Below are 17,608 nucleotides of genomic sequence, written 5' to 3'. Positions count from 1 at the left end.
CAGTCTGATAGCTCCAAGCCTGACTTGATAGGCATTACTTCGCGAGTCAGATTAATCATGCCGCACGCCCCTCAATCCGATCTGCTTCTTTTCGCAAAATTTCAAGCTGTCGGATATGGAACTCTTGGCGTATTGTTCTGATTGACTGTTCGCCCTGCTGAGTAACATATTGATTAGCATGCTGCAGGTAAGCTTCTAACATATCCGTGTCTTGCCTAGCGTACTTCATTGTCGAGGTTATACTGGAGTGACCCATTAGGATTTTTACATATGTGATTGGCAAGCCTGTGGTGCTTTGGCCAGGTAACGGCATGTAGTTCAGGGTGTAGGTTCCGTACATATGCCTAAGGGAATGCAGGCTGATCCCCTTGATATTTGGCAACCCCGACGCCTTAGCATACTTCTTGAAGGTTTTGTCTCGGCTGCTCCTGTCGCTTGCGAAGAAAGGCCGGCCATCGGCATCCTGAAAGACGAAATCATGGTTCACGCTGGAGTTGTATTCGAGGCTCAGGTACTTCTCAAGGTTGTCCCAAAAAATACTGGCGAATGGTTCAATCATGAAAGTCATTTCCGTGTCTCGACCCTTCCATGAGAGAAGTTCGTATTCGTCCTCGGTGATGCCAGGAATTTTCCTGCTGAACGGATCGCGAAGAAATACCTTGAATTCATCGCTGTCGATGTCACACATCCTGAGCTGCAAAACTTCGCTTGTCCGGGCGCCAGTAGCACTCAGCAGGGCATAGAGCGACATATCGCGATGAAAGGTTCTGGATCTCTTGGGCTTGGCTTGCCTGACCAAATCGACAGACCGTTCGATGGGATACGCGGTGGTCTTGAAGGGCTGTTTGTCGTTTTTCCTGTCTCTGCGCTTCGCTTGCGGAAATAGTTTGTCCTGTCTGCTCTTAGGGATTGCTGAATTCAGCGAATCGCGAATGACGCCGGCTAACCACGAGTTGGCTTTCTGACCCGAAATCTCGTGTTGGCTCCGGTACTCGTCGCGACTCAGGTAAAACGGACTGAATAGCTGATCGGGGGCGACGCTGTTACTCGCAGCTGCCCCCTTCAGAAACCAAACTATGGCCGTCTCGATGGTTTGAGCCAGTGAGTTATGGCTGGTGAGTTTTTCTTTGCCCAGGGTTTGAGCCAGCGTGCGGGCAATGGGATTTGCCGAATCTTTACCGAACAGAAGAAACGATTGGTAGCTGTAGATGATGGTCTGAATGGTGAGTTCGACATCTGCTGGGAAGGGGGTCTTCGATGCCTCGTAGACGTAATCAATGAATCGAGCAACGTGCTCGGAATAGAGCTTCTGGGTGTTGAGAGCGAAGCCTCTGCTCGCTAACCAGGTCGAGTAGCGGGAGAAGGGTTGGAAGACCCTTTCCTCGTCGGATAGGCCTCGATCAAGGCGAAGCAGGAGGTATCTCGCCTCGCTTGTCTGCGGCGCATCGATCAGGATGAAATTTTTCATGAGCCCACTTCCAAATACCACACCTTTTTTAGCATTGCGGTGTGGCACTTGTGGTGTCAACAAGTTTTTTCAGACACGAGTTCTTTGGTGGTGGCTACTCCCGCCAGATCGGGCAGTGATCTCTTGAATTAGCCGATGCCTGCTAGGGAGGAGGCAGCTTGTGGAAGCTCAGCTGACCACATTGGGGCCAGTCTCAGAGGGGCAGTGCTTTTGAGCTGGAATGAAAAAGCCAGACCTGGCGGTCTGGCTTTTGGAATGGTGGGCCTCCCCGGAGTCGAACCGGGCACCAACGGATTATGCTTACCAGCTACAGCTTTCGCTGCCCCTTTCGGGTTTGTGGTCTGGACTGTCTCTTGCCTTTACGGCTCGCCCGTACAGTCTCTACACCTTCCTCTTTCGAGGCTTGGCTCGGGATTACCACGCCGAAGCAGAGGCTTCCCCGAATTTGAGCGATTCTACCAAGGGACAGAGTTAACTTACCCCAGGGCAACCCATTCGTTCAGTACCATGCCAACAGGGTTAGGTACTGAGCTGCTAAGTCCGCTGCTCTAACCAACATGAGCTAGAGGCCCTAAAACATCGCGTTAAACTATCAAAAACCGGTTCCAAATACCACACCGGCATTCATACCACATAAGAACCGTGGACCAAAGGATTATGAGTCCTCTGCTCTAACCAACTGAGCTATAGGCCCTCAGTAGGCCGCGGATTATAGCGACGGTTTCGCGGCTGTGCTATCCGAAAAATCCGATACGGTTATATGCAGAAACGTCGCGGCGAATTCGTCCGGGGGCAGCGGCAGGCTGACGATGTAGCCCTGGATCTGTTCACAACCTTCTGCGGCGAGGAATTGTTGTTGCGCCTGGGTTTCCACGCCTTCGGCAATCACGGTGAATTGCATGCTGCGACCGAGCGCGATGATGGCGCGCACAATGGCCGCGTCGTGGGGGTCGTCAGGCAGTCCGCGGACGAAGGACTGGTCGATCTTGAGGATGTCCAGCGGCAGGCGTTTGAGATAGCTGAGCGAGGAGTAGCCGGTGCCGAAGTCATCGATCGCCAGTTGCACGCCGAGGTGTTTGAGCTGGTGCAACACTGCCAGCGCCTCTTCGGCCTGACTCATGATGAAATTCTCGGTAATTTCCAGTTGCAGTAAATCCGGCCTGAGGCGGTTGTCCTTGAGCAGTTGCTCGATGCGCACCAACAGGTTCGGCTGACGCAGCTGTGCGCCAGCGAGGTTTACCGAGAGCGGCCCGAGCGGTTGGTAGATCCGGCTCCACTCGAACATTTGCCGGCAAGCGGTTTCGAGCACCCAGTCACCGATCTGCAGGATCATGCCGTTCTCTTCGGCCAGCGGAATGAAATGCTCGGGCGGCACGTCGCCGAAGGTTGGGTGGCGCCAGCGAATCAGCGCCTCTGCACCGACCAGACTGTGGTCGACCAGGCTGATTTTCGGTTGGTAATAGAGAAACAGCTCATCGCGCTCGATGGCGCGGCGCAGTTCGTGTTCCAACGCTACGCGCTCGCTGGCTTGGGCGGTGAGGTCGCGGGTGTAGCTTTCGACGCGGTTACGCCCCTTGGCTTTGGAGCGGTACATCGCCGCGTCGGCGTTTTTCACCAGTGTGGCGACATCGCAGCCGTCGCGGGGATAAAGGCTGGTGCCGATGCTCGCGCTGATAAAAAACTCGTGTTCGCCGGCCTGGAACGGTGCACCGAAGCAGTTGAGCAGTTTCGTCGCGATGTTGTCGGCGTCGCTGGCTTGCTGCAGGCCCGGTAGCAGAATGATGAACTCGTCGCCGCCCAGCCGCGCGACCGTGTCGATATCGCGCAATTGTTCTTTCAAGCGCACGGCAATGCCCTTGAGCAACAGGTCGCCGACCGGGTGGCCGAGGCTGTCGTTGATGTGTTTGAAACGGTCGAGATCGAGAAACAGCACGGCACCCTGGCCGCCATTTTCCTGCTGGCTGGTCAGGGCCATTTGCAGGCGGCTCTCGAACAAGGTGCGGTTTGGCAAGCCGGTGAGCGGGTCGTGGTGAGCCTGGTAATCAAGCTTGGCCTGGGCATGCTTGAGGCTGGAAATATCGGCGAACACCGCGACGAAGTGGGTGATGAACTTGTCGCGATTGCGCACGGCGCTGATGGTCAGCCAGCTTGGGTACAGCTCGCCGTTCTTGCGCCGGTTGGAAATCTCGCCCTGCCAGTGGCCTTCGTCGGTCAATTGGTGCCACATCGCCGCGTAGAAAGCGCTGTCATGCAGCCCTGACGCCAGCAAGCGTGGCGTGTGGCCCAGCGCTTCACTTTCGCTGTAACCGGTGATTTCGGTGAAAGCGCGATTGACGGCGCTGATGTGTTGTTGAGTATCGGTGATCAACACGCCCTCGGCGGTGCTCTCGAAAACGGTCGCGGCCTGCTGCAGTTTTTCCTGCATGAGATGGCGTTCGGTGATGTCGCGGGCGATGGTCAGCATGCAATCCTCGTCGCCGATCGGCAGCGGGCGACTGGACACTTCGCACAGGCGAATCTGCCCGTCGCTGCGACGGATGTGGCATGTGAAGTCGCGGACAAACCCGTCGCGCTTTAGCAGATCGAGCATCTGTTTGCGTTCGTTGAGGTTGACCCAGATGCCCAGATCCAGCGTTGAACGATCCACCGACATGGCGCTGTTGAAACCAGTGATACGACTAAAACCTTCGTTGACCTCCAACAGCAGGCCGTCGCTCTGGCGCGACAGCAACAGGCCATCCGGCGACGCATGGAAAGCCTTGGCGAACTTCTCTTCAGAGGTTTGCAGTTGCTGTTGGGTTTCCTTGAGCTGGCTGATGTCGCGAACTACCACCACCAGCGCCGGGGTGGTGTCGAGGTCGAAAGGCTCGGCGGAAATCAGCCCGGTGAACAATTGGCCGTTGTTGCGGCGAAAGGGCATTTCCAGATTACGGATGCTGCCGGCCTGCAAACGCTGCAAGAGGCCCGGCCCCACCCCGGGGATGCCCCAGATATTGAGGTTGGTGGCGGTCTGGCCGATCACCTCCTCGGCCCTAAGGCCGATCTGCTCTTCGAAGGCCTCGTTAACCTCCAGCAGGCAGCCGTCGGACAGGCGCGCAATCACCAGAATGTCCGGGCATTGCTCAAACACCGAAGCGAACTTCTGCTCGGACAGGCGCAGCGCCTCTTCGGTGCGTTTGATTTCGCTGATATCGATCATCAACCCGCGCATCACCGGTTCGTGGCCATGCTCGATCAGGCTGACAATGTCGCGCACCCACAGGCAGCGGCCGTCGGCGGTGATCACGCGATAATCAACGATGTGATCGCGGCCCTGGCGCAGCGCTTCCCTGCAATAGTTTTGCGTGCGGGTCAGGTCGGCCGGGTGAATGATGTTGTGCCAGAAACCCGGAATCAGCCAGTGAGACTGTGGATACCCGAGCAGGTCTTCAGCATGGGGCGACACATAGCTGTAGGTGAAGTCGCTCATCCGCGCTTCCCAAGCGATCGCCGACAAGCTCTCCACCAGACCGCGGTAGTGATATTCGCTGCTGCGCAATTCCTGTTCGAGGTCGATGCGCCGGGAGATTTCCGAGCTCAGGCGGCGGTTGATGCGAATCACCACGGCCAGCACCGTCATCAACAACAACAGACCGGGCAGGCCATACATCAGCAGATCTGACCAGAATGTGCGGTGGTCGAGCACATTACCGACCCAATGTTCCTGAATGCTGCTGATTTCCGCCGGTGTCATGTCGGCCAGGACTTTATCGAGAATGCCCACCAACATCTTGTTGTAGCGGGGCACGGCCATCGCCAGTTGATAGCGATACGGGGTTTCGCCGCTGACGTAGAGGCCGTCGAGTTTGAGCTGGCGCAGGCTCCAGACGCTGGAAGCCAGATCGCCGACCACCGCGTCCACTTCATCGGTCGCCAGGGCTTGCAGCGCCGAACTGACATTGGGCATGGCCACCAGATTCAGATCGGGATGGTGAGTGCGCAGCAGTTCGTGGGGAGCGTAGTTTTCCACTACGGCGATTTTCAGACCGTAGAGGTCGTCGAGTTTGCGCGGCTGGGCCCCGCCGACATGGGCCAGAATGACGATCGGGAAGTCGAGATACGGCCGGGTAAATGACAGGTAATTCTGGCGTTCCGGCGTGGACATGATTCCCGGCAGCAAATCGATCTTGCTTTTTTTGACCTGCTCCAGCACCACCGTCCAGCTTGCCGGTTCGATGGGCGTCAGCTTGATCGCCAAACGTTGGCGAATCACGTCGATATAGTCAGCGGCGAGACCCTGATAGCGGTTCTGGTCGTCACGAAATTCGAAAGGCGGCCACGACGCGTCGACACCCAGGCGCAAGTCAGGGTGAGCCGCCAGCCAGCTGCGTTCTTCATCGGTGAGAGTCAGCGCGTCAGCCGTGGCGGTGCAGATCATCAATGACAGCAGAAAAAGCACGGGCGCCAGTCTGGGCATAACGCTCTCGTCAGGGCTTGGGATGATTGTTTCGAGTGTAGACGGGGTACGCGACGGGGAGGGCGGAGCGGGGAATTTAATCTGCCATAAAGCAAAACCCCCGGCCTGGGCCGGGGGTTCTGGTATCACTCGTCGAGGAAGGAGCGCAGATGCTCGCTTCGCGTCGGGTGGCGCAGCTTGCGCAGCGCCTTGGCTTCGATCTGACGGATCCGCTCACGCGTTACGTCAAACTGTTTGCCCACCTCTTCGAGCGTGTGGTCGGTGTTCATGTCGATACCGAAACGCATGCGTAGTACCTTGGCTTCACGGGCAGTGAGGCCGGACAGCACTTCGCGAGTCGCTTCCTTCAGGCTTTCCACTGTGGCGACATCGATTGGCGACTGCATGGTCGAGTCTTCGATGAAGTCGCCCAGATGGGAGTCTTCGTCATCACCGATCGGGGTTTCCATGGAGATCGGCTCTTTGGCGATCTTCAGTACCTTGCGGATCTTGTCCTCAGGCATTTCCATGCGTTCGCCAAGCTCTTCCGGAGTCGGTTCGCGACCCATTTCCTGCAACATCTGCCGGGAAATACGGTTGAGCTTGTTGATCGTCTCGATCATGTGCACCGGGATACGGATGGTGCGCGCCTGGTCGGCGATCGAGCGAGTGATCGCCTGACGGATCCACCAGGTGGCATAAGTCGAGAACTTGTAACCGCGACGGTATTCGAACTTGTCCACCGCCTTCATCAGGCCGATGTTGCCTTCCTGGATCAGATCGAGGAATTGCAGGCCGCGGTTGGTGTACTTCTTGGCGATCGAGATCACCAGACGCAGGTTGGCTTCAACCATCTCTTTTTTCGCGCGGCGGGCCTTGGCCTCACCGATCGACATGCGACGGTTGATGTCCTTGATTTCTGCGATGGTCAGGCCGGTCTCGGTTTCCAGCGCAATCAGCTTCTGCTGGCAACGGATGATGTCCGGCTGCACGCGACCGATGGCTTCGGCGTACTTGCTCTTGCCTTTGGCCAGGGCGTCGGACCAGCTTTCGTCGACTTCGTTGCCCGGGAACTGACGCAGGAAATCGGCGCGCGGCATACGTGCATCACGTACGCACAGCTGCATGATCGCGCGCTCTTGCTGACGCAGGCGATCCAGGGCACTGCGTACACGCTCGACCAGGGCTTCGAATTGCTTCGGCACCAGTTTGATCGGCATGAACAGCTCGGCCAGGGCCAGCAACTCGGCAACGGCTGCCTTGTTGTGACGACCGTGCTTTTTCAGGGCCTTGCGGGTGATTTCCATCTGGTCGGCGACGGCACCGAAGCGCTGCGCAGCGATGACCGGATCCGGACCGCTTTCGGCTTCTTCTTCATCGTCGGAAGATTCGGCATCATCGTCGTCGGTATCGTCGTCGGCCTTGACGGCTTTCGGGTCAACCGGCGGCGGCACTTCTGCCGCAGGCGGCGCGATGCCGTCGTCCGGGTCGATATAACCGCTCAGGACGTCGGACAGGCGACCACCTTCGGTGGTGACGCGGGTGTACTCGGAGAGAATGTGGTCAACCGTGCCTGGGAAGTGCGCAATCGCGCTCATCACTTCACGAATGCCTTCTTCGATCCGCTTGGCGATTTCGATTTCGCCTTCACGGGTCAGAAGCTCGACCGTACCCATTTCACGCATGTACATGCGCACCGGGTCAGTGGTGCGACCGATATCGGTCTCCACCGCCGCCAACGCAGCGGCTGCTTCTTCCGCAGCGGCCTCGTCGGTATCGGCGTCGGCCAACATAAGGGCGTCCGCATCCGGAGCACTCTCGTGTACGGGGATCCCCATGTCGTTAATCATGCGGATGATGTCTTCCACCTGCTCCGGATCTGAAATATCCTCGGGCAGGTGGTCGTTGACCTCGGCGTAAGTCAGATACTTCTGCTCACGACCCAGTTTGATCAACTCAATAATACGAGACTGCTGTTGCGCTTTTCCGGACATAACACCCTATCCACTGAAGGTCTTGGCGGGCAAAAAACAAGCCGAGGATTATACCTGAGCTATGACCTCACGCGCCAGTTGAGGTCGGGTTTGATGCGGAAACATTGCGACTTAAAAGGTCGCGCAGTTGATTTTTCTCTTCGCCGCTCAGTTCGCTTTGCCGCGCTTTCCTGAGTAACTGTTCGAGATTTCGCTCGCGTTGGCGGGCGGACAAGCTAGTAATGGTGTCGAAAAACTGTTGTTCAAGGTTATCTCCGTCAATCAGCCATTCCTTTTCTGCCAGCGCCTTGAGTAAGCGACCCTGTTCAGTACCGTGCCATCGCGCGATCAGCTGAAATGAGTTTAGCTTGGGATTCTTCTGTACGGCTTCGAGCAGCGCCACAAGCAGCTGGGCGTTGGTCTGATTTTCATCGGCAATGTGCCCGGCGTCTTCGACGCGCTTGGCCAGTTGCGGATGATGGAGCAATGTTCGCAGTGCCGTCAGGGTTGGCGATTCAACGCCAATCGGCGTACGCGGGCGCTGCTGTTCGCGATCGCCACCACGCTTGCCGTTCTTGTCCCACGGTTTCTTGTCCCACTTCTTGCCGCCGGCGCCGGGTTTCTTCGGCGTCCATTCCTGCTGCGGCGCATACATGTCCTGCGCCTGCGGCTGATGGTAGTCGCTGTAGTCCGGCATGGCGTCATAATCGAAGCCCGGATCGTAGGCGGGCGGTGCTTCCTGCGGCGCATTCTGAACCAATTGGCTGACGGTCTCGCTGCTCAGGCCGGTAATCTCGGTCAGGCGCTGACGCATGAGGATGCGCAGGTTCGCTCCCGGCACCTTGTCGATCAATGGCGCGGCGAGGGTGGCCATGTGCGCCTTGCCCTCAAGTGAGCGCGGGTCGGCTTCTTCGGTCAGTTGCTGGAAAAAATAATCGGCCAGCGGCTGCGCGTGCTGATTGATGCGCGCCTTGAAAGCATCGGTGCCTTCGGCGCGAACCAGGGTGTCCGGGTCTTCGCCTTCGGGCAAAAACAGGAACCGCGCGCGACGACCGTCCTGCAGGCACGGCAGGGTCGCTTCCAGTGCACGCCAGGCTGCGTTGCGGCCGGCCTGGTCGCCGTCGAAGCAGAACAATACGTTCGGGACGACGCGGAACAAGCGCTTGAGGTGTTCTTCGCTGGTCGCGGTACCCAGCGTGGCGACGGCATTGCGCAAGCCTTGCTGGGCGAGGGCTATGACGTCCATGTAACCCTCGACGACGATGATTTCGTCGAGGTTGCGATTGTTCTTGCGTGCTTCATAAAGGCCGTAGAGTTCCTGGCCTTTATGGAATACCGGGGTTTCCGGTGAGTTCAGGTACTTGGGCTTGTCGTCGCCCAGTACGCGACCGCCGAAGGCGATGATCCGTCCACGGGTATCGCGAATCGGGAACATCACGCGATCGCGGAAGCGGTCATAGCGTTTGCCGGTTTCGGCGTTCTCGATCAGCAGGCCAGCTTCGATCATGGCCTTCTGTTGCAACGTGTCGCTGCTCAGATGCTTGAGCAGGTTGTCCCAGCCCGGCGGCGCAAAACCGAGGCCGAAATCCCGAGCGATCTCGCCCGTCAGCCCGCGCCCCTTGAGGTAATCCACCGCAGCCTTGCGCGACGGATGACTCTTGAGTGCCTGTCGGTAAAAATCAGCGGCGGCGGTCAGCAGCGGGTACAGCGGCGAATCGGTCGGCTGGCGCGGCTTGCGCTCGCGACCGCTTTCTTCGCGGGGGATTTCCATGCCGGCGGCTTTGGCCAGATCTTCGACGGCCTGGGGGAAGTCCAGGTTGTCGTGATCCATGAGAAAGCCGAGGGCGTTGCCGCCGGCGCCGCAACCGAAGCAGTAATAGAACTGTTTGTCGGGGCTGACGCTGAATGACGGGGTTTTCTCTTTATGGAACGGGCAGCAGGCGGTGTAGTTCTTGCCGGCCTTCTTCAATTGCACGCGCGAGCTGACCACGTCGACGATGTCGGTGCGGTTCAGCAGGTCGTCAATGAAGCTCTGGGGAATCAGCCCGGCCATGGCGTTCTCGTCGTCTGCGCTGCAATAAATCCGTTGCGACAGGCCGTCGGACGCGGGCCATTGCTGGAAACGCACAAAAGTGCGGCTCGACCGGTGTCGTCTGCGTAATCGCTGTCGGGAAGTGTATCTGCCGAAAATCCACTGACGTTAGTACCTATCAGTCTTCGACTATGTGAAAGTGTTGCGCTGAATCCGCTGACGGCCGATTGTCGACCTCGGATAGCTCAATAAAGCGGGCACGCATGCAGGTGCCTTGGGCTGATCGTCGTAAGAGGAATCAGTGGGTGTGCTCGTCAGTAGCCTTGAAAGGCTCGTCAGAAAAGACGTGCACCGCTGGCAAAAGAGCCAGGCCTGACGCGGTGAAGCAGATTTGTCTCGGTCGCATCGGCGGCGTCGACGGTGAAGCATCAAGCGTTTTACGCAAATGCCATTAGCCCGGCTGAGGGCCGGGCTTAGGCAAGAAGCTTGCTACGAACGTCTGTGGATTAGTACAGACGAACGGCGCGGCGCTGTTCGCGCTGAACTTTCTTGGCGTGACGCTTAACAGCGGCTGCTGCCTTGCGCTTACGCTCAGAAGTTGGCTTCTCGTAAAATTCGCGGCTACGAACTTCAGCCAGTACACCGGCTTTTTCGCAGGAGCGCTTGAAACGACGCAGAGCTACGTCGAAGGGTTCGTTCTCTTTTACTTTGACGGCTGGCATCCAGAGCTACCTTCATTCATTACCGGGGTCAACATCCTCGCGGCAAAAGAGCACTTGAAGACGTCGGTTTTTAAGGGTTGCGGATGTTAACCCCTCATCGCTCGGAATGCAAAGCCTCTGATCGAAAACCGCTGGTCGGGGCATCACGTGGCGACTATTATGCGCGCCTTCGAATTCAGCCTAAACAAGGCGCAAACCCATGCTAGTACTGGGATTAGAAACCTCCTGCGACGAAACCGGCGTCGCATTGTATGACAGTGAACGCGGTCTGCTGGCCGACGCGCTGTTCAGTCAGATCGACCTGCACCGTGTCTATGGCGGTGTGGTGCCGGAGCTGGCCTCGCGTGACCACGTCAAACGCATGCTGCCCTTGATCCGTCAGGTGTTGGCCGAGGCCGACTGCGTGCCGACCGAGATCGATGCAATCGCCTATACCGCAGGTCCTGGCCTGGTCGGCGCGTTGCTGGTCGGTGCTTCCTGCGCGCAGGCGCTGGCGTTTGCCTGGGGCATTCCGGCTCTCGGTGTGCACCACATGGAAGGCCACTTGCTGGCGCCGATGCTGGAACCGAAACCGCCGGAATTTCCGTTCGTCGCTTTGTTGGTTTCCGGTGGTCATACCCAGTTGGTTCAGGTCGACGGCATTGGCCAATACAGCCTGCTCGGCGAGACGCTCGACGATGCGGCCGGCGAAGCTTTCGACAAAACCGCGAAGATGATGGGCCTCAATTACCCCGGCGGGCCGGAAATCGCCAAGCTGGCCGAGAAGGGCGTCGCAGGACGTTTCACCTTTCCGCGTCCGATGTGTGATCGCCCGGGTCTGGACTTCAGTTTCAGCGGCTTGAAAACCTTCGCCCTCAATACCTGGCAGCAATGCGTCAGCGCCGGGGACGACGGCGAGCAAGCCCGTTGCGACATCGCGCTGGCGTTCCAGCAGGCCGTGGTGGAGACTTTGACCATCAAGTGCAAGCGCGCCCTGAAACATGCAGGCATGAAGCGACTGGTGATTGCCGGCGGCGTCAGCGCCAACAAGGCGTTGCGGGTTTCGCTGGAAAAGATGCTCGGCGATATGAAGGGTGATGTGTTCTATGCGCGCCCGGAGTTCTGCACCGACAATGGCGCGATGATCGCATTTGCCGGTTGCCAGCGCCTGAAGGCCGGCCAGCAGGAAAGTCTGGCCATCACCGTGCAGGCACGCTGGCCAATGGAGCAGTTGTCGGCGCTGTAATGAGCGACGCTCATGGACGGCAGTCAGAAATGCCGTTCGCGCCCGGCAAACAGGTCGCGTAGATTGCCGCGATGGCGCCAGACAATCAGCAAGGTCAGCGCGCTCATTGGCAGCAAGGCTTCCGGCTCCTGCCAGGCCAGCAATGGCAGGGTCAGTGGCGTGGCAATCAGCGCCGCCAGCGAGCTGGTGCGAGTCAGGTAGAACGTCAGCAGCCAGGCGCACACCGCCAGCAGCGCGGCGGGTGGATACAGACCGAGCAGCATGCCGGCGGCAGTGGCAACGCCTTTGCCGCCGCGAAAGCGAAAGTACAAAGGGAACAGGTGACCGATCACGGCGCACACGCCAATCCAGGCCTGATCCTGCAGTGAAAGGCCCGCGCCCGAGGCGATCAGCACCGGCAGCAGGCCTTTGCACAGATCACCGAGCAGGGTCAGGATCGCCAGTTTGCGACCGGCCAGGCGCAGCATGTTGGTGGCGCCGGCATTACCCGAGCCACTCATTCGCGGATCCGGATTTCCGGTCAGGCGGCTGAGCAAAATGGCAAAGGACAGCGAGCCGAGCAGGTAGGCGAGAATCGCCAGTAGCCAAAACATGCTAACTATTCCGGGCGAGGACGCCCTGATTCTAACGGCGCATCGCGCCCTTGTCGTGCAGCGGAGAGAAGTGCTTGGACAGAGTGTTTATCGAGGGCCTGGAAGTCGACACCGTGATCGGTGCCTACGACTGGGAGCGCGGCATCCGTCAGTGCCTGCGTCTTGATCTGAGCTTCGCCTGGGACAATCGCCCGGCCGCCGCCGGTGACGACCTGACCCTGGCGCTCGATTACGCCAGTGTTTCCACGCGCATTCAGGCCTTTGCCGAGCAGGCGCAATTCCAACTGGTCGAAACCTTCGCCGAGCGTCTGGTTGAAGTGCTGATGGCCGAATTCAAGATCACCTGGGTGCGACTGAAACTGACCAAGCCGGGCGCCGTTCCAGCGGCCAAGGGTGGTGTGGGTGTGGAGATCGAGCGCGGATGTCGCTGACTCAGGTCTACCTCGGGCTCGGTAGCAATATCGAGCGTGAAACCCATTTGCGCGCCGGTCTCGATGCGCTGGCCACGTTCCTGGTGGATATCCGTTGTTCGGCGGTGTTCGAGAGCCAACCGGTGGGCATCAAGAGCGGGCCGTTCTTCAATTTTGTGGTCTCGGCCTACACGGACCTGCCATTGATAGAGCTTGATCGCCGTTTGAAATTCATCGAGGCGGACAACGGTCGTTATGCCCCGGATCGCAAAGGTCTGCCGCTGGATATCGACGTGCTGCTGTATGGCGATCTGGTGGGTAATTTCGATGGATTGATGCTGCCGCGTGCTGAAATCCTGAAAAATGCCTTTGTGCTGTGGCCGCTGTCGTTGATTGCGCCGGATCGGGTGCATCCGGGAGTGGGCAAGAGCTTTGCGATGTTGTGGGCTGAAGCGCAGATTGATCAGGTGTTGGCGCCGGTTGCGTTCGAATGGCGGGGGGAGCAGCTCACGCCTTCGGATTTGCGGTGATATCAAATGCGCTTTCGCGAGCAGGCTCGCTCCCACATTGGATCGAGGTCTCATGTGGGAGCGAGCCTGCTCGCGAAGTTTTTTATCAGGCTGTCGCCGCCTCTTTGTAGGCTTTCAACGCCTTCAGTCGTTCCCGCTTCAGCGCTTCGCCCAGTTCCGGCCCCTTGAATCCCTGCTCCAGCAACGGCTGCACCGCCACCGCTCGCGCAGCCTTCGCCGCTCCGCGCAAATAATCGGCCTGTGGATAACTGCGCTGCTCCAGGCCCTTGCGGCCACGGGCGTCCATCTCGCACGCGGCGATAAATTCCTCGAAGCGCTGTGGCCGGCGATAGATATCGAAACTTTGCAGCAACTCCAACAGCGTCGAGGCTTTCAACTCGAGCGCCCGGTGCCCATGGGTGTGGTACTGCCCCACCAGCAGCGCCAGTTCCTGACAGTCCTTGGGGACCTTGAAGCGCTCGTTGACCGCTTTGATCAGCTTCAGCCCGGTGTGCTCATGGGCGATATGCCCGGGCCACTCATCTTCCGGCGTCAGGCCTTTGCCCAAGTCATGCAGCAGGCAGGCCCAGCGCACTGTCAGTGGTTGTTTGTGCTGGGCTGATTGCTCCAGCACGCTCAGGGTGTGCAGGCCTGTGTCAATTTCCGGGTGATGGGTCTCTGGCTGCGGCACGCCGAACAAGGCGTCGACTTCCGGCAATAGCTCTTTGAGTGCGCCACAGTCGCGCAAGACTTGGATGAACACCTGTGGATGATCTTCCATCAGTGCCCGGGAAATCTCCTTCCAGCTACGTTCGGCAGTCAGCGCCTGCAATTCGCCGGACTCACTGAGCTGGCGCATCAAGTCCATGGTTTCATCGGCGACCGTAAAGCCCAATCCTGCGTAGCGCGCAGCAAAACGGGCAACACGCAGGACACGGAGCGGATCTTCGGCGAATGCCGGGGATACATGGCGCAGGATTCGCGCTTCAAGATCGCGCTGGCCATGGTACGGATCGGTAAGGTTGAGCTGATCGTCCTCGGCCATGGCATTGATCGTCAGGTCGCGGCGAATCAGGTCTTCTTCAAGCGTCACTTCGGGACTTGCGTAGAAGGTGAAGCCGCCGTAACCCCGGCCACTCTTGCGTTCCGTACGGGCGAGGGCATATTCCTCACCGGTTTTGGGGTGCAGAAACACCGGAAAATCGGCGCCAACCGGGCGGTATCCCTTGGCGAGCATTTCCTCCGTGGTGGCGCCCACCACGACCCTGTCGATGTCAGTGACCGGCAACCCCAACAGGCGATCACGTACTGCGCCGCCAACCTTGTAAACCTGCATAAAAAACCTCCGTCAGTCCGACAGGATAACCCTTGCGTCAGACTTTCGGAGGCCGGAACCGGATCAAAGATGAATCACGGCCAGATCGAGCCGGCCGTAATCGCCTTCGCTGTGTTCACTGCGTGGCGGCACGTGATGGGTTTTCATGATCTGGTCGCCTTGCAGGGTTTCCAGATGAATGTCGAAGCCCCAGAGCCGGTGCAGATGCTTGAGGACTTCTTCGGTGGAGTCGCCCAAGGGTTTGCGGTCGTGCTGCTGATGGCGCAGGGTCAGCGAGCGATCACCGCGCCGATCGATGCTGTAGATCTGCACGTTCGGCTCACGATTGCCGAGGTTGTATTGCGCTGCCAGGGTTTCACGGATGATGCGGTAGCCGCCCTCATCATGAATGGCCGGCACCAGCAAGTCGTCTTTCTGGTCGTCATCGAGAATGCTGAACAGCTTCAGATCACGGATCACCTTGGGCGACAGGTACTGCAGGATGAAGCTCTCATCCTTGAAACTGCTCATGGCGAACTTGATGGTCGACAGCCAGTCGGAACCGGCGATGTCCGGGAACCAGCGGCGATCCTCTTCGGTAGGCTCTTCGCACATGCGCCGAATGTCGCGGTACATGGCGAAACCCAATGCATAGGGGTTGATACCGCTGTAGTACGGACTGTCGAAACCCGGCTGGAACACCACGCTGGTGTGCGAGGTGAGGAATTCCATCATGAAGCCGTCGGTCACCAGGCCTTCGTCATACAGGTCATTCATCAGCGTGTAATGCCAGAACGTTGCCCAGCCTTCGTTCATGACTTGGGTCTGGCGCTGCGGATAGAAATACTGGGCGATCTTGCGCACGATGCGCACGATCTCGCGCTGCCAGGGTTCCAGCAGCGGCGCGTGTTTCTCGATGAAATAGAGGATGTTTTCCTGCGGTTCGGCCGGGAAGCGGGCGTTGTCCTTGTCGCTGTATTTGTCCGCGCCTTTGGGAATGGTGCGCCACAGATCATTGATCTGCTGCTGCATGTGCTCTTCGCGATCCTTCTGCCGCCGGCGCTCTTCTTCGGCGGAAATCGGATACGGGCGCTTGTAGCGGTCGACACCGTAATTCATCAGGGCATGGCAGGAATCGAGCAGGTCTTCCACGGCATCGATGCCGTGGCGCTCTTCGCACTGCATGATGTACTGCTTGGCGAACACCAGGTAATCGATGATTGAACTGGCATCGGTCCAGGTGCGGAACAGGTAGTTGCCCTTGAAAAAACTGTTGTGGCCATAGCAGGCGTGAGCCACCACCAGCGCCTGCATGCAGATGGTGTTTTCTTCCATCAGATAGGCGATGCACGGGTCGGAGTTGATGACGATCTCGTAGGCGAGGCCCATCTGTCCGCGACTGTAGGATTTTTCGGTACTGAGGAAGTGTTTGCCGTAGGACCAGTGGTGGTAACCCAACGGCATGCCCACCGAGGCATAGGCGTCCATCATCTGCTCGGCGGTAATCACTTCGATCTGGTTGGGATAGGTATCCAGCGCGTAACGGGCCGCGATCCGGGCGATTTCGCGGTCGTAGGTCTGGATCAGCTCGAATGTCCATTCGGAGCCGGTGGATATGGGTTGGCGCTTCTGCTCTTTGGCGGTCATGTCACTAACCTGCGCTGGAAGAGTTCACGGAAGACCGGATAGATATCTCCGGCCGAGACCAGTTGCTGCTGGGCAAATGTGTCAGAGAAGGCTTCGGCGATGCGTTCGTATTCGTACCACAGGGCCTGATGTTCGCGCGGGGTGATCTCCACATAAGTGTAGTACTGCACAAACGGCATGATCTGGTTGATCAGGATGTCGCGGCAGATCGGCGAATCGTCGTTCCAGTTGTCGCCATCGGAGGCCTGAGCGGCGTAGATGTTCCACTCGTTGCTCGGATAGCGCTCGGCCATGATTTCCTGCATCAGCTTCAGGGCGCTGGAAACAATGGTGCCGCCGGTCTCACGAGAATAGAAAAACTCCTCTTCGTCCACTTCCCGGGCGCTGGTGTGGTGACGGATGAACACCACGTCGATCTTGTCGTAGTTACGCTTGAGAAACAGGTACAGCAGGATGAAAAAGCGCTTGGCGATGTCCTTGGTGGCCTGCGTCATAGAACCGGACACGTCCATCAGGCAGAACATCACTGCTTTGGAACTGGGATTGGGTTGCTTGACCAACAGGTTGTATTTCAAGTCGAAGGTGTCGAGGAACGGCACGCGGTGAATGCGCGCGCTGAGTTTCTCGATTTCAGCTTCGAGTTCCTGAATATCGCCGAAGTTGTCCGGTTCTTCGCGCTTGAGCCGCGCCAGCTCTTCCTTGGCTTCGCGCAGTTTCGCGCGACTGCTGCCGGACAGGGCGATACGACGCGCATGAGCCGAGCGCAACGTGCGGATGATATTGATGCGTGAAGGGTTACCTTCGTTGCTGATCCCGGCGCGGACGGTTTTGAACGTGTCGGTGCCGGTCAGGTTGCGTTTGACCAGATTCGGCAATTCAAGGTCTTCGAACATGAATTCGAGGAACTCTTCCTGAGTGATCTGGAAGACGAACTCGTCCATTCCTTCGCCTGAATTGCCGGCCTTGCCCGGGCCGCGCCCACCGCCGCCGCCCGGTGGACGGGCGATATGTTCACCGGCCGTGAACTCTTTGTTGCCGGGATGCACCACGGTCTGTTTGCCGCCGCGTCCGTGATGGAGCACCGGTTCGTCGATGTCGCGACCGGGAATGCTGATCTGCTCACCGTGCTCCATATCGGTAATGGAGCGGCGACTGACTGCCTCTTCGACAGCCTTTTTGATGTGGTCACGGTAACGCCGCAGAAAACGCTGACGGTTTACCGTGCTCTTGTTCTTGCCATTGAGGCGTCGGTCGATCACATAGCTCATAAGGCCCCTCC

The 17,608-nt window shown here is 58.4% G+C and carries 12 protein-coding genes; 3 read left to right on the top strand and 9 right to left on the bottom strand.

Annotated elements, in window-relative coordinates; translation table 11 throughout:
• Positions 1–55: 55 nt before the first annotated feature.
• The 5 genes from AB4O12_RS18955 to rpsU form a co-directional block, all read right to left on the bottom strand.
• Positions 56–1,468 (bottom strand): tyrosine-type recombinase/integrase, encoded by a 1,413-nt coding sequence (locus AB4O12_RS18955; RefSeq protein ID WP_460059449.1) that lies wholly within the window; start codon positions 1,466–1,468, stop codon positions 56–58.
• Positions 1,469–2,177: 709 nt separating this feature from the next.
• On the bottom strand, positions 2,178–5,924 hold the full coding sequence (locus AB4O12_RS18950; protein WP_056786651.1) for a bifunctional diguanylate cyclase/phosphodiesterase: 3,747 nt from the start codon (positions 5,922–5,924) through the stop codon (positions 2,178–2,180).
• Positions 5,925–6,049: 125 nt separating this feature from the next.
• Positions 6,050–7,897 carry an RNA polymerase sigma factor RpoD gene (rpoD, locus tag AB4O12_RS18945; protein WP_024014550.1) on the bottom strand — a complete coding sequence of 616 codons (1,848 nt, stop codon included), beginning with the start codon at positions 7,895–7,897 and terminating at the stop codon, positions 6,050–6,052.
• Positions 7,898–7,964: 67 nt separating this feature from the next.
• Positions 7,965–9,929 (bottom strand): DNA primase, encoded by a 1,965-nt coding sequence (dnaG, locus tag AB4O12_RS18940; RefSeq protein ID WP_460062483.1) that lies wholly within the window; start codon positions 9,927–9,929, stop codon positions 7,965–7,967.
• A 485-nt stretch (positions 9,930–10,414) separates the two neighbouring features.
• Positions 10,415–10,630 (bottom strand): 30S ribosomal protein S21, encoded by a 216-nt coding sequence (gene rpsU, locus AB4O12_RS18935; RefSeq protein WP_002551877.1) that lies wholly within the window; start codon positions 10,628–10,630, stop codon positions 10,415–10,417.
• Between the two features lie 199 nt (positions 10,631–10,829).
• On the opposite strand from rpsU, the gene tsaD reads away from it, so the two are divergent.
• Complete coding sequence (gene tsaD, locus AB4O12_RS18930) at positions 10,830–11,855, top strand: tRNA (adenosine(37)-N6)-threonylcarbamoyltransferase complex transferase subunit TsaD (protein WP_457265080.1); 1,026 nt, start codon at positions 10,830–10,832, stop codon at positions 11,853–11,855.
• 23 nt (positions 11,856–11,878) lie between these two features.
• Here tsaD and plsY read toward each other — a convergent pair whose 3' ends face one another.
• Positions 11,879–12,448 (bottom strand): glycerol-3-phosphate 1-O-acyltransferase PlsY, encoded by a 570-nt coding sequence (gene plsY, locus AB4O12_RS18925; protein WP_186568892.1) that lies wholly within the window; start codon positions 12,446–12,448, stop codon positions 11,879–11,881.
• A 74-nt stretch (positions 12,449–12,522) separates the two neighbouring features.
• On the opposite strand from plsY, the gene folB reads away from it, so the two are divergent.
• Together folB and folK are read left to right on the top strand one after the other, a co-directional pair.
• Positions 12,523–12,879 carry a dihydroneopterin aldolase gene (gene folB, locus AB4O12_RS18920; protein WP_016772885.1) on the top strand — a complete coding sequence of 119 codons (357 nt, stop codon included), beginning with the start codon at positions 12,523–12,525 and terminating at the stop codon, positions 12,877–12,879.
• The gene (gene folK, locus AB4O12_RS18915) at positions 12,870–13,388 is read left to right on the top strand and encodes a 2-amino-4-hydroxy-6-hydroxymethyldihydropteridine diphosphokinase (RefSeq protein ID WP_236167653.1); all 519 of its coding nucleotides are present in this window, start codon (positions 12,870–12,872) and stop codon (positions 13,386–13,388) included. Before folB ends, folK begins: the two co-directional genes overlap by 10 nt.
• Before the next feature lie 85 nt (positions 13,389–13,473).
• Here the strand turns inward: folK and AB4O12_RS18910 are convergent, their stop codons facing one another.
• The 3 genes from AB4O12_RS18910 to AB4O12_RS18900 all read right to left on the bottom strand — a co-directional run bounded on the left by AB4O12_RS18910 (position 13,474) and on the right by AB4O12_RS18900 (position 17,597).
• Positions 13,474–14,703, bottom strand: coding sequence for a multifunctional CCA addition/repair protein (locus AB4O12_RS18910; protein WP_460059445.1), 1,230 nt, complete (start codon positions 14,701–14,703; stop codon positions 13,474–13,476).
• 63 nt (positions 14,704–14,766) lie between these two features.
• Positions 14,767–16,329, bottom strand: a complete 1,563-nt coding sequence (locus AB4O12_RS18905; protein WP_460059443.1) for a SpoVR family protein — start codon at positions 16,327–16,329, stop codon at positions 14,767–14,769.
• Positions 16,326–17,597: a YeaH/YhbH family protein gene (locus tag AB4O12_RS18900; protein WP_039757709.1), complete on the bottom strand. Its 1,272-nt coding sequence runs from the start codon at positions 17,595–17,597 to the stop codon at positions 16,326–16,328. Before AB4O12_RS18900 ends, AB4O12_RS18905 begins: the two co-directional genes overlap by 4 nt.
• Between the last annotated feature and the right edge of the window lie 11 nt (positions 17,598–17,608).

It is taken from the genome of Pseudomonas sp. S2_A05 (assembly GCF_054668485.1).
This window is presented reverse-complemented; position numbering and strand designations above follow the sequence as displayed.